Source organism: Candidatus Cloacimonadota bacterium, from assembly GCA_020532085.1.
In the GTDB taxonomy this organism is placed as follows: domain Bacteria; phylum Cloacimonadota; class Cloacimonadia; order Cloacimonadales; family Cloacimonadaceae; genus Syntrophosphaera.
The window spans coordinates 126,806-140,159 of the sequence record JAJBAV010000001.1 but is presented as its reverse complement, the minus strand read 5'-3'; the positions used below and the strand labels follow the sequence as shown (position 1 = coordinate 140,159).

7 protein-coding genes are annotated in these 13,354 nt (G+C 57.6%); 4 read left to right on the top strand and 3 right to left on the bottom strand.

From position 1 onward, the window contains the following. Positions 1–2,026: 2,026 nt before the first annotated feature. Together LHW45_00550 and LHW45_00545 are read right to left on the bottom strand one after the other, a co-directional pair. Positions 2,027–4,519, bottom strand: coding sequence for a chitobiase/beta-hexosaminidase C-terminal domain-containing protein (locus LHW45_00550; GenBank protein ID MCB5284074.1), 2,493 nt, complete (start codon positions 4,517–4,519; stop codon positions 2,027–2,029). Positions 4,520–4,529: 10 nt separating this feature from the next. Next, the gene (locus LHW45_00545; protein MCB5284073.1) at positions 4,530–5,231 is read right to left on the bottom strand and encodes a hypothetical protein; all 702 of its coding nucleotides are present in this window, start codon (positions 5,229–5,231) and stop codon (positions 4,530–4,532) included. Between the two features lie 414 nt (positions 5,232–5,645). On the opposite strand from LHW45_00545, the gene LHW45_00540 reads away from it, so the two are divergent. Then, on the top strand, positions 5,646–6,362 hold the full coding sequence (locus LHW45_00540; GenBank protein ID MCB5284072.1) for a hypothetical protein: 717 nt from the start codon (positions 5,646–5,648) through the stop codon (positions 6,360–6,362). Positions 6,363–6,404: 42 nt separating this feature from the next. Here LHW45_00540 and LHW45_00535 read toward each other — a convergent pair whose 3' ends face one another. After that, positions 6,405–8,261, bottom strand: a complete 1,857-nt coding sequence (locus tag LHW45_00535; GenBank protein MCB5284071.1) for an FG-GAP-like repeat-containing protein — start codon at positions 8,259–8,261, stop codon at positions 6,405–6,407. A 219-nt stretch (positions 8,262–8,480) separates the two neighbouring features. On the opposite strand from LHW45_00535, the gene hutH reads away from it, so the two are divergent. The 3 genes from hutH to LHW45_00520 are packed head-to-tail and all read left to right on the top strand — an operon-like array spanning position 8,481 to position 13,354. Continuing rightward, positions 8,481–10,010 (top strand): histidine ammonia-lyase, encoded by a 1,530-nt coding sequence (hutH, locus tag LHW45_00530; protein ID MCB5284070.1) that lies wholly within the window; start codon positions 8,481–8,483, stop codon positions 10,008–10,010. A 31-nt stretch (positions 10,011–10,041) separates the two neighbouring features. Further along, positions 10,042–12,717, top strand: a complete 2,676-nt coding sequence (locus tag LHW45_00525; GenBank protein ID MCB5284069.1) for a tetratricopeptide repeat protein — start codon at positions 10,042–10,044, stop codon at positions 12,715–12,717. After that, on the top strand, positions 12,701–13,354 hold the full coding sequence (locus LHW45_00520; protein MCB5284068.1) for a hypothetical protein: 654 nt from the start codon (positions 12,701–12,703) through the stop codon (positions 13,352–13,354). Before LHW45_00525 ends, LHW45_00520 begins: the two co-directional genes overlap by 17 nt.

Here is a 13,354-nt window from a genome sequence, read left to right as displayed (position 1 = left end):
GGCATCCAGTTCTTTTTCTGGATCCCGGATCAAGTCCGGGATGACGTAATGGACTCCGGGATGACGCCGTTGAAAAAACAGCGGTTGTCAATTCGGAGGATTTGGTTTAGGTGCAAAAATGAAAATGAGTAATTCGAATAATTCACAAATTCCCACTATACGGCCGCTTTTTGGCTTGACTCATCCAGGACCAGGAGAAGGGTATGTAATATACTGATATATATACTATATAGATATAATATATACTAATATAGTAGGTATTAATAGTTATATAGGTATATATATGCTATATATGACTATACATCCAGGTGTTGTCTATTTGGACAATTCTCACCTCCGGCGGGGCCGTATAAAGGGAACTTGTGAATTATTCGAATCATTCAATTTTAATGATTCCCCAAATTCACCAATTCACCCTATACGGCCCTCCCCGTTCCAAGCTTCCTCTAAACCCAATCGACCAGGGCTGGTTTGAATGATCCGAATAATTCACAAATTCCCCTTATATAGCCGCTTTTGGCTTGTCTCATCCAAGACCGGGGTGAAGAGGGTCCAAGTTTCTGTTATATATATACTTATATATAATATATAGTAATATAGTAGGTATTAGTAGTTATATAGGTATATATATGGTATATAGGAGTTTAAGTCCTGGTTGTGCCATTTTTCCCAGAACCCCTCTCCGGCGGGGCCGTATAAAGGGAACTTGTGAATTATTCGAATCATTCAATTTTAATGATTCCCCAAATTCACCAATTCACCCTATACGGCCCCTTTTTATAAACCCCGGTCCAGAACCAGGTCCAGGATATATAAGATACTGATAGATATACTATATAGATATAATATATAGTAATATAGTAGGTATTAGTAGTTATATAGGTATATATATGTAATATATGGTCTTCCGTCCATGTGCTGTCATTACCGGCAAATGCCCCCTCCGGCGGGGCCGTAAAGAGAGAATCAGTGAATTTGGAGAATCATTAAAATCGGTTTCCCCCGTATAAGGGGAACTTGTGAATTATTAGAACTATTAAAACTGCCACACCCTGCGGCGATTCATTCCAGAAACCAAGCTATCCCCACTCCGGCTGCGGGGCTGGATCCCGGATCAAGTCCGGGATGACGTATGCATTGTAAGCTATGGAGTCCTAGCCGGCTGTATAGAGTTGAAACAAACGCAATCGCTTGGCCGGCTTGGGCTTCAAACAGGGTCTGGTTTTGTTGGCTGCGGATCAACCCTCGCTGTCTGAAGTCCAAAGCCCCTCTGGGTGTGGCGATCCGCGTTTTTTACGCAAGTAGCAATCCAAAGCTTGTTTTTTTCTTTGGCTCTTTTTCAAACCGAGTGGGTAATGGCCGGAAAAACCCCTCGCCAGAGGGGTGAAGCACTATAGGCGGGGTGTTTCAACCCCCGTGGCAGGGATGACCAGGCAAAAGGATAAAATCCTGCAGGGTGAAGGAATTTGCGGAGCGATTAATCGCTTCGCCATAATGATCTGGGATTTAGCAACGCACCTCTGATCCGCGATAAATCACGAACCGAAGTCATGCTCCCCTCTGGCGAGGGGTTTTTCAGGGATTTGCCCGAGTGCTTTTAAGGGGGTTGAAACACCCCGCCTATAGCCCTGCACCCCGCGCAAGGCGGGGTTGTGTGTCCAGGTTAAGTTTCTGCCGCTGTGCAGAGTCAGCGCAGGGATTTGGCAACCCAAGATAAGATGGCATGGTTCATAACGGGTTGCCTCAGTTACTTGATTTGAAAGAGAGCCTTTGTTTACCTGCGATCAACCGGATCGCAGGGATTTTCACCTTATCCACACTTTCAGCGCTTTCCGAGGCTCATCCCTTATTGATTCTACTGCCCCTCCAGCCTGCCTCCCGGGAGATTCCCGCCTCTGGTGCGGGGATCAGGCGGGTGGCTTCCAAACAGCCGGATCGATGGCCTCAGGAACGACTCCTTGGAAAGCAAAGGCCTGCCAGAGCGGCAGGCCTTGCAGTCAAAGGGCCGCAGTCCGGACAAATCAATTCACTTGAAGATCAGCGGCTCCGCCTTTCCGGCCAGTTGCACCTCGAGGTAGGGACGTTCCGTTGTATTGACGTAGTCCCGGGAACGGAAATAGGTGATGGGGATGTTGTAGTCGTTCCAGGGCGTGATGTCGGTGATCTTCCAGCCATAGTTGAGGGTTGTTCCAGCCACAAAATCCTGGACGTCGGCTGTTACGTCCCAGGCCATCCAGGAAGGGCAGGAGGCGGGCACGGAGCTGGAGACTGAGGTGGCCACGGGATAGGTGGGCTGGTTGTTCCAGGTGAGCGTGTTTTCGTTCCAGGGCAGGTTGGCGCTGAAAAGCGACAGCGTCCGGCCTGCCGGGTTGTTGTCCTTGTTATCGCAGTAGTATAGCATCAGGGTGGCGGAATCGATGGTGGAGCCAGCGGGGACCGAAGCCAGGCTGAACCAGATGAGGGTGTCGATCTGCCAGGACCCGGCCGGGGGCGGATAGAGCGGATTTCCCACCCCGTTCCTCACAGTGAGGCGCTCTCCGGTGCCGTCGTTGGTGTTTGGCATGGCCGCGTGGATGCTGGCGTCCTTTCCGGACCCATACTCCTCCACGTCGATGATCGCGTATGCGGCGGAGGCGGTGAGGCTGGCATTGTATCCGTCCTTGAAGCCTCTGGCGTTGACGGTGGCGGACTCTGTGAGAGTGAAGGGGTTCACATACTGGAGTGAGGAAGTGGTGGGAGTGGTGCCGTCGGTGGTGTAGTGGATGTTGGCGGCGTCGGTGGCGCAGGAGATGGAGACAACCACGGATGTCAGGTAGTCTCCGGCAGCGGGGCTGACCGCCGGGGTCGCCACCGCCGGGGTTGAAATCGTGTAAGTGGCCGAGGCTGTGTCACTGGGCTTCCAGGGGCTCTTGAACGCCCTGGCCTTCAGGGTGGTGTCGGAGTTGATGTTCACCGGCCCGAAGTAGAGGGTTGAGGCGGTGCTGGGATCGCTGCCGTCGGTGGTGTAGCGGATGGAAGCGCCGTCGGTGGAGCAGGAGATGGTAACGTTCTGGGCGGCGGCATAGTTTGCTCCGCCCGGGCTGAAAGAAGGCTGGGCGACCTGGTCGGTGGTGGCCGAGGCCAGAGTAATGGGGTAGTCGAAAACGGTGACTCCCCATTCCAATCCGACGCCCAACACTTCAACCTCCACCCCGGCATCGGCTTTGAAGCCGGCCTTCAAGGTCCACCAGGGAGTGGCAAAGACATCGGCTTCCAGTTCAACGTAGAGGGGGGTATATATAAACGGACCGGCAATGCCGTAGAGCTTGAGCTCCAGTTGCGGCCCCGCGGCGACGGAGGCGTTCAAACTCGTGGAGAGCGAAGGCGGATTGAAGCTGAAGCTATTGGCGGCGTCTCCATAGGGTGACCATTGGGCCGAAGCGTCCTCATCGTATTTGATCCCGGCGGAAAAAGTTACGATATCGGTCACCGAGGTTGTGACAGAGGCTCCCACGCCGGCTTCAAGCTCCAGGGCCAAAGTCACGGAGGGGAGCAAAACGATTGGCACGGGACCCGCCCAGACGGTTATGGGCGCGAAATTTATCACGCCGAGTTCGACCTTTTTGTCCACCGAGAGTTCACCGCCGATCTCCAGTCCAATGGTGGCATTCACAGATCCATGTCCACCGGCTTTCAGGTAACTCAGTTTCGTGTCCCAAAAGGGTCCGCTCACGGTGATGCTCATGTCGTAGCCCAGGGTAATTTTAACTTCCCCGGTGACAGCGAGTTTGACCCCTTCATCCGTGGTCATCTCGAAACTCAGGTCGAATGTATGGCTGAGGTCCTTGCCATCCGGAACATAAGTGACTCCGTCCACCAAGGGGCCGAAGGAAACCATGTCCGAGGCTTTCAGGTCCCCGCTGAAGCTCAGCTGGACCTGATCGAAGGCCTCTTCCAGCGTGGCAGTTACCGTTTCGAGGTAAACCAGGTTGCCCGAGAAATAGAAGCTGACGACCTTGCGTATCAGGCCGGAGGGGATCTGGGGGCAGGGAGCCATTACAAGGATGTTGCCGGGGGTGTAGTATTGAGCCGGGGCTGAGTTGAGAAGCACCAGGTTCATCTCGTCCATATGCACTATGAAGGGCAGATCGGCGGCTGTGAGGACATGGGTGAGGGGAGATACGATGACGGGGATGTTATCGTCGGCGACCACCTTGGCACGGTAGTTGGTGCCAGAGGGGATGCCGTCCTGGCTGTAATCCCAGACGATCTGGCGGGGAGCGCCCTGTACGGTGGCTTCGAGGATGCCGATATCCCCGCTCAGGGAACCAGGGCTGGGAACGATGCCGTAGCTGAGGCCACCGTCGTCCGATATTTCCACCGAGACGTTACACAACAATTCGTCGGGATGGGCGAGGTAGTAGTCGATCACCACCAGGTTTTCCTGCTGGGAGGCGGTCACGGCGGTCACTTCCGGAGCGCCCGCGAACAGGCACAGGACGGATAGCAGGGCCGCGAGGGTCAGGATTGTCTTGTTCATGGCTGCCTCCCTATTTCAGCAGCACCAGTTTATTGCTGCAAACACGGCTGGGGGAAACGAGGCGGAGCAGATAGATGCCGCTGGAGCAGGGGCGTCCGCGGCTGTCCCGGCCGTCCCAGGCCAGTTTGTGATAGCCGGGGCTGAAGCTCTCGGTGCTCACCAATTGCCCGGCCAGGTTGTAGATGCCGAGGACGGCGGTTTCGTCGGCCTTCACCTCGATCTCGAGGTTGGCGCAGGCTCTGAAGGGGTTGGGCCAGGGATCACGCATCAGGGTGACCTCGGGCAGGGGTGGGGCGGAGGCCGGTTCCACGGTTACGCTGGCGGGGCCGTAAAAGTTGCTGCCGCAGTAATCGGCGCTTTCCAACCAGTAATGATAGGTGCGGCCCAGCTCCACTTCCTGGTCCACATGGCTGTAGCTGTGCGGTTGGGAGCTGTTGGTAGCCGGGATGCAGACAGGAGTGAGAAGCTGGGCTCCGGCCAATTCCGCCGCTTGAGCCCGATAAATGCGGTAGCCGACCAGGCCAGTCTCCGTCTGACTGGTCCAGTTCACTGAAACAAAGTTCTGGACTGTAACCGCGGCAGTAAAGGACGACAGCTCCACCGGCAGGGTCGGCACGATGATGGTGAAGATGTTGGACTCCCCGAAGCCGACGAGTCCATGCGCACTTCCCAGTGATGCGAGAAGCAGAGTGAGGATGAGAAGTTTTTTCATGCTGAACTCCTTACCATGAGGATTTGAAGGGGGGAGGCCGGAGCTGTTGACAAACATCAACAGACCTCCGGAAATTCAACTTGAAAGCCAAGAGGTCTCGTGAAGTTTCCATGGCGTAAACCTCCTTTGCCAATGGACTTTTCCGCTCTGTCAGCCTTGGGGAGCGCCGGTGATGGCCGCAAGTCCTCTTGCGGCGTAGAGCTTCACATCCCGGCGGGTGGCCCGGAATATGGCCTGCCTGGACGCGGCTGAGAGGCGCTCCACTTCATAATCCGTTTTTAAATGGAACGTAATTATTTGTCAAGTGAAAAAACAGGGCAGGGGAAAGGGTGGGGAGGCCGCGAGTTTTTTGTTGACACGATCGGCATTACGGGAAAAGGTCCGCTGATCAAGAATCACGTAAGGACTGACGCAATGCCTGAAAATAAGACCACCGGAGCCAGGATCGAATTGATCGCCCGCTGGCTGCTTGTCCTGCTCAGCGTTTGGGCGGGCGTGAGCTATTATCTGCAGGGAAACATGGTGCGGGTGCTTTCCGCGGTTTTGACCGTGGTCCTGTTCCTGCTGTTCCCGCTCTTGGGGAAGATTTTCAAAATATCGTTGCCCCAGCCTTTCAAGGTGATCTGGCTGCTGTTCATCGGAGCCTCGATGTATCTGGGCGAGCTGCACAATTTCTTTTACCGCTTTGCCTGGTGGGACGAATTGATCCACACCGGCTCGGCCATGCTGCTCACCTACGCCGGTTTGCTGCTGCTCCACATCCTCAGCCGGGACAGTAAGATCCACATGCGGCTGGGGCCTGCGCTCACAGCTCTGGCCATGGTCTGGTTCACCCTGTCGTTCGGGGTGGTTTGGGAGCTGTTCGAGTTCGGGGTGGACAAGCTGCTGGGCCTCAATCTGCTCAAAGGCCGCGCCAGCACGGACATGAGCGGGATCTATAACTGGCAGCGCGCTTTGGAGAACACGATGGCCGACCTGGCCATGGACCTCGCGGGCGCGTTGCTGGTGGCTGTGGCGGCTTTTTTCCACTTCAGGGCCGGCGGCGGATCTTGGTTGGGGAAGCCGGTGGAGCGGTTCATCAGGGAAAACCCGTCCCGTTTCCGGTATGGGTCCGAACCCGTCCTGAAATGACTTTCGGCGGTTTCTGCCGAGCTGTTAGTCCTGTTCCAGCCTCTATTTGATCAGCGCCATCCTGTGATGCAGTGTGGCCGCGCCATGGCGGACGCGAAGATCGTAAACCCCGGAAGGGAGGATGGCTCCGTTCAGGCCGGTTCCGTTCCAGGACAGGCTGTGATCGCCGGCGGGAAGGCACGCGTCGGCCAGGATCGCCACTTTTTGCCCGCGCGAGTTGAAGACAGACACTTCCACCTTTCCGGCTGACATCAGGGTAAAGCTGATCCGGGTGGTGGGGTTGAAGGGATTGGGATGGTTGGACACCCGGGGAAGGGCGGGCAGCAGGTTTTCCTGAACGGGCACGGCGCCGATGGTGAAAGTCTGTTCGGGGGCGAAGCCAGATCCCGCGAAGCAGTTGTCGATGGCCTGCACGCTCCAGTAATAGGTGCCATCGGGCAGGTTTCGCAAGGAATAATCGTGGCGCTGTCCGGCGTTTCCAGGCCGGGCCACTTTGCGCCAGCCGCTTGCCAGGTCGGCATGGGGACTGACGACGTCGCAGACGCCGGGCAGGGTACCCACTCTCAGGTTGTAGGAAAGCCCGGCAGAGGGGGTTTCGCCGTCTGTGCCCGAGCCCCAGCTTAGCAGAACGTCGCTGCCCGTGACCTCGCTGCCCAAGGCCAGCGGAGGTTGCGGCGCTGTGTTGGCCGCGGGATTGATGTTCTGATAGAGTTTGTTCCAATAATTACCGGACGCATAGTGGCCACTTACGCTCATGTCCAGCTTGCCGTCGTTATCATAATCCCCCAGGGAAATGGCCGCGTATTTGAGGTAAGTGAGGGTCTGGGCGTCTTCATAGAGGCCGTTTTGGGGGTTGTAGAGATAGAGTTTTTCCACGTAGGTGGTGGTGGTGATCAGGCCATTCACGATCAGATCCGGATAGCCGTCGTTGTTGATGTCTCCCCAAGCCACATCACCCTGCCTTTCGCCGATCACGTTTGGCTGGGGGACGTCGGTGAAGACGTCATCCCCGTCATTGCGAAAGAGTTTGAACACGCTGGGTTCGGAATTGCTGTAGGAACCGCTGAGCAGGAGGTCCAGATCGCCGTCGCAATCGAAATCGTACCATGATATGCGGCTGTAGCGCAGGCCGGGAAGGGTTGCCCCGGTTTCGGAGAAAGTTCCTTCGCTGTTACCGGCCAGGATCTTGGAGATGTAATTGCTGGTTCCCGCGCTTCCGGTGAGGGCGATGTCCAGCCAGCCGTCGTTGTTGTAATCTCCGAAATCGGCATTGCCATATCTGATCCCCGGGGCGTTCACATCCACCTGGCTGAAATTGAAATCACCGTCATTGCGGAAGATGTGGATGAAGCTGGTGGAGGTATCGTCAACCGTTCCGCCGGTCAGGAGGATGTCCAGATCGCCATCGCAATCGTAATCCCCGAAGCGGACCGAACTGGAGATCCGGTGCGGAATGACCGCGTCGGAGAGGATGAAGCTTGCCGCCTCGTTAATGTAGATGCCGCTGAAATCCACACCCGTGGCAGACTGGCCGCAGACAAAGGCGTCCAGGTCGTTGTCTCCGTCCAGATCGGCAAAAGCCACGCTGCCGTTGCCTGTGCCCGTGATGCCCAGATCCAGCAGAGCGAAGGCGGAATTGCCGTCGTTGCGGTAAAATTTGTGGTAACCTTGGCCGGAGGTGGGTCCGTAACCAGCCATCAGCAGGTCCAGGTCTCCGTCGTTATCAAAATCGCCCCAGTCGCTTTCGCTGTACCAGAGTCCGAAAAGATCGTCCACATCCACCACCAGATAATCGGTTTGGGCGCAGACCGGGGCCGCGCAGATCAGAAAAAGGAATACGAGGGCACCCCGGCGGACAACGTTTCCGAGGAATGAAGCCTCATTAGATGACGCTTTCATGGCTGCTCCTTGCAGTTTTTTTCAATTGTATCACTCTCAAAGATCTGTCAACCAAAAACTGCGCTTCCAAGCAGGCAGATCTGCCAGCTCTGATCCACCGTGGAACGATTCCGCGGACAAGGGGTTTGACAAAAAAGGGGCGGGAAAAAAACTTGAGCAAATCTTGGCTCGCGGAACGCCTTTGAAAACAAGCCCCGCCAGCCGCCAGTGAGGACCCCCATGCAGACAATAGCCATCGACGGAAACAGCCTGAGCCTGGAGCAGGTGGAGGAAATAGCTGTACAGCGCTCACCCATAGCGCTAACCGAGGCCTGTTTGGCCAAGGTGAGTAAATGCCGCGATTACGTGGACACGGTGATCGCTCGCGGCGACGTGGTGTACGGTCTCACCACCGGTTTCGGCAAATTCAGCACGGTCACCATCCCGCCGGAACACATCGCGGAACTGCAGTTGAACCTGATCCGCAGCCACGCCACCAGCGTTGGCCCCGCCTACAGCACGGCCCAGGTTCGCGCCATCATGCTGCTGCGGGTGAACGTTTTGGCCAAAGGGCATTCCGGCATCCGCGTGCAAACCCTGCAAACCCTGGTGGGGATGCTGAACCGGGGAGTGCATCCGGTGATCCCGATGCGTGGATCAGTGGGCGCCAGCGGCGACCTTTCACCTCTTTCGCATCTGGCCTTGCCGCTGATCGGCGAAGGCGAGGCGGAATTCCAGGGCGAGCTCCTGAGCGGCGCGGAAGCCATGCTCAGAGCGGGCTTGGAACCGGTAGCCCTGGCTGCCAAAGAAGGCCTGGCGCTGAACAACGGCACCCAGGTGATGGCGGCTTTGGGCGTTTTGAACCTGCTGGAGGCCGAACGGCTGTGCAGATACGCCGATCTCAGCGCCGCCGCCAGCATCGACGCGCTGCAGGGCACGCCGCGGGCTTTCGATCCGCTGATCCACGCCTTGCGTCCCCATCCCGGCCAGGCAGCCAGCGCGGCCAATCTGCGCAAGCTGCTGGCCGACAGTCCTCTGCGCGCCTCGCACGCGAACTGCGGCAACGTTCAGGACGCCTACAGCCTGCGCTGCACACCGCAGGTCCATGGCGCCACGCGCGACGCTCTGGCCTACGCGCGCGGGGTTCTGGAGGTTGAGATAAATTCCGCCACGGACAATCCGCTGATCTTTCCCGAAGAAGAGAAGGTGATCTCGGGAGGCAATTTTCACGGCCAACCCCTTGCCCTGGCACTGGATACACTGGCCATCGCCATCGCGGAACTGGCCTCCATCGCGGAACGGCGCGTGGAGCAAATGCTCAATCCCGCCCTCAACCGCGGTTTGAATCCTTTTCTGGCCAAGCGTCCGGGTATCGATTCCGGCTACATGATCGTGCAGCTCACCGCCGCCTCGCTGGTTTCTGAAAACAAGGTTTTGGCCCATCCCGCCTGCGTTGACAATATTCCCACCTCCGCCAACCAGGAAGATCACGTTTCCATGGGCTCCATATCCGCGAACAAACTGGTGCAGGTGGTGGAAAATGTTCGCGCTGTGCTGGCCATGGAGCTGATGATTTCCTGCCAGGCCCTGGACCTGCGGGGCATTCCCAGCTCGCCGGGTTTGGAGCGGGTGAAGGCGCTGCTGCGCCAGAGCGTCCCCCGGCTGGAAGAAGACCGGATCTCGTATCCAGACGTGAACGCCGCGATCGCGCTCTTGTCCTCCGGAGCCATTTTCAGCGCCCTGGCCGCCGCGGGCGTAGATTTGTATTGACAAATATTTGCCACCACGCCCGGCTGTGACCATGAGAAAAATAGTTCCGCTGTTTTTACTGGCCTTTGCTCTGGCCTCCTGCATCCAGGTGAACACGCTGTACAACGCGCGCAAGTATTTCGCCGCCGCGCAGGCCAGGCCCCTGAACGCCAATGGCCGGCCCAACAACCAGGCCGTGGAGGAGTACACCAAGACAATCCAGAAATGCGGCATCATTCTCAGCAACGAAACCCGGGACAGCCGCAGCGACGACGCGCTCTTCCTGATGGCCAGAGCCCTTTACTACAAAGGCAACAGCGCTTTCCAGGCCAAGGACCAGTTCGAATCCCTGATCAAGGGCTGGCCGGACAGCCCCTTCTTCGGCGAGGCGCACATCTACCTGGCCCGGGTGCTGCGCGACATCAACCGCAAGGAAGAAGCGGTGAAGGTGCTGCAGGAATTCATTCTGGATCCCCAGCACAAAAAACTGCATCCCCGCGCCCTGCTCACCCTGGCGGAATTCAACATTGCCGACAAGGATTACCTGCAGGCCCAGTATTGGCTGGGAAGGATCATCACAGACTATCCCAAGTCCAGCGAATACCGCGAAGCTTTCTTCATTTACGGGCAGAACTACTTCATCCAGCAGGACTACCAGGCCGCGCTGGAGGAGTTTCAGAAGATAGCCAAAGACGGCCGCATCCCCCAGGCAATGAAGCTGGACGCTCGCTACTATGTGGCTTTGAACCAGTTTCTGCTGGGCGATCACGAGCAAAGCCGCAAAACCCTGCAGAAATTGCTCAAAGACGAACTCCGTCCGGAAAAGATCTCCCAGGCCAGGGTGCTGCAAGCCAGGCTGATGCTGGCTCGCGGTGATGCGGAGCAAGGCCTTGCCGAGATCGAGGACATCAGCAAGGTTTATCCCCGCACGCTGAGCTCGGCCGAGGCGCAATACCGTTTGGGCGAACATTTTTTCTACCAGGCCATGGATCTGGAAAAAGCCGGCACAGCTTACAATAAAGTGCGCACGGAATTTGCGAACTCGGAACTTGCCGAACCCGGCCAGCAAAAAGCCACCGCGGTCAATCAACTGAAGGCCAGGGTCAGCTTCGATCCCACTGTCAACCTGCAGCAATTTGTGGATTACCATATCTCCGCGGCGGAAAACTACTTCAACGTGTTTTCCCTGCCGGATTCCGCGCTGCTGATGTATCAGCGGATCATCGATTCGCGTGACAGCCTGGTGACCCTGCGGGATAGCGTGGCGGTGGAACTGGCCCCCAAACAGGGACGGGTGGACTCGCTGAGCGTGGCCCTGGCCGCCTTGCCGGAACCGGTGATGCCGGACAGCACGGTGGTGATCGCCGACAGCCTGGCGGTTGCAGCCGATTCCCTGGCCGTGGCTGACAGCCTGAACCTGGCTGAAACTGAGATCATCAAGGATCTGGAGGCCGGGGCGGACAGCCTGAACCTGGCTGAAACTGAGATTATCAAGGATCTGGAGGCCGGGGCGGACAGCCTTTTGATCACGGAGCTGGCACCAGATCTGGAAACCGTGGCGGACAGTCTGAACCTGGCCGAAACTGAGATCATCAAGGATGTGGAGGCCGGGGCGGACAGCCTTTCATTACCTCAACTCGATCCTGATCCGGACACCGTGGCGGACAGCCTGGACCTGGCCGAAACTGAGATCATCAGGGATCTGGAGGCCGGGGCGGACAGCCTTTTGATCACGGAGTTGGCACCAGATCCGGAAACCGTGGCCGACAGCCTGGACATCATCGAAAGCGCTCCGGACCCTGAGGAACAGCGCCGGCAGCTTCAACAGCAGCTGACTTCTGCGGAAACCGAACTTAAACAGGCCCAGGACCGTCTGCAGGCTCTGGATACGCTCTTGCAGCGCTACGACCGGGAACTGATCCCGCTTGCCCTGTTTTCCCAAGCCAACATCCACAGCCGGACCGGCCCCGACCGTCCGCGCATGGAAGCCATTTATGCGGACATGCTGGCGCGCTTTCCCAACAACAAATACACCAATGCCCTGGAAGACCTGCTGGCTGGAGAGACGGTACGCCTTGTCGATCCAGCGGAGGAAGCCCAGGAACTGCTTCTGGACAGGGCTTTCGGCCTGGCAGAGTCAGCGCCGGATTCCATGCTGGTGATCCTGAACGAACTTGCCGCCTCGGATTACCTGCCGATCAGCCTGAAAGCCAATTACCGCCTGGGCTGGTACCACACTTTCGAGCTGCCGGACACCACCGCGGCCAGGCCCTATCTGGACAAGGTGCTCGAGCTCGAACGCGGCAGCGAGTACGCCAGCGTGACCTCCCGCTTTTACGATGGCAGCAAGTTCAAGCTGCACAAATTCGACGAGTTGGTCGATTCCCTGGCAGTGGCGGACAGTCTGCAGGCCCTGGCTGATTCAACGGCGGCAGCCGATTCACTGAAACCCTTTGAAGGCGGCACACCCGAGCCGGAACCAGAGCCGGAGATCAAGCCGCAGGAAGATCTCCAGGAGCCGGAACAAGCGGGGGAAGGCGGCGCCGGAACGGAACCTTTGCCGTCGGAACCCGACCCGGATGAGCCCAAGCCGGAAGAGCCCAAGCCGGAAGAACCCACACCGGATGAGCCCGCGCCGGATGAAGAAACCCCGCCGCAACCGCCGGAAGATCTGCCGGATGAGGACGGCGGCTCTGAACTCCTGAAACCGGATGCCCCCTCAGAGTAACAGCCAGGCTTCCGCCCTCAGCGGGCAAAATCTCTGGTTGCGTCTGCTGATCCTGGTCCTGGCCCTGTTCGCCGCGCTGGATGCCTCCTGGCGGCAGCTTGGCATGCTGATGGCACTCCACTGGCTGTTCATGCTGCTCGATCTTTCCCTCTACCCCAAGTTCCTGCGCGGCCTGCGCCTCACCCTGCCCTTCCTGGCGGCTTACTGGATCTTCGGGACCCTCTTCAAAACAGCCTTCCCCGACTTGCTGCTGTTCAGCCTGAAGCTCGTCTTCTTCATTGAGGCCAGCGTCTTTTGCTTCGGAAATTTGCGTCTCGGCTTGGTGCTGCGGGACACCTCCTGGCTGCGCGAACGCAAGTGGGGCAGGCGTATGCTGCACTTTGTCCTGGCCACCACGCTGTATCTCCGGGCCTATGCCAAACATTTCGACCGGCACAAGCTGAAAGGCCACAGCAGCATTGGCGCGGTGCTGGACAACATGATCGCTGCCGGGTCCAAAGTTTACCGGGATTCCGCTGTGATCGAGGCACAACTGGCCAGGATGTCGCAAGCCCCAGTGGAGGAAACGGACAGGTCCGCGGCCAATCTCATCGGCCTCAGCCTGATGACCCTGATGGTGCTGATAAGCTCGGTGTGA

Excerpts from the sequence above, each read along its gene's own strand:
- LHW45_00540 (MCB5284072.1), top strand. The coding sequence starts at position 5,646 with ATGCCTGAAAATAAGACCACCGGAGCCAGGATCGAATTGATCGCCCGC.
- LHW45_00535 (MCB5284071.1), bottom strand. The coding sequence starts at position 8,261 with ATGAAAGCGTCATCTAATGAGGCTTCATTCCTCGGAAACGTTGTCCGC.
- LHW45_00520 (MCB5284068.1), top strand. The coding sequence starts at position 12,701 with ATGCCCCCTCAGAGTAACAGCCAGGCTTCCGCCCTCAGCGGGCAAAAT.
- LHW45_00550 (MCB5284074.1), bottom strand. The coding sequence starts at position 4,519 with ATGAACAAGACAATCCTGACCCTCGCGGCCCTGCTATCCGTCCTGTGC.
- LHW45_00545 (MCB5284073.1), bottom strand. The coding sequence starts at position 5,231 with ATGAAAAAACTTCTCATCCTCACTCTGCTTCTCGCATCACTGGGAAGT.
- hutH (MCB5284070.1), top strand. The coding sequence starts at position 8,481 with ATGCAGACAATAGCCATCGACGGAAACAGCCTGAGCCTGGAGCAGGTG.
- LHW45_00525 (MCB5284069.1), top strand. The coding sequence starts at position 10,042 with ATGAGAAAAATAGTTCCGCTGTTTTTACTGGCCTTTGCTCTGGCCTCC.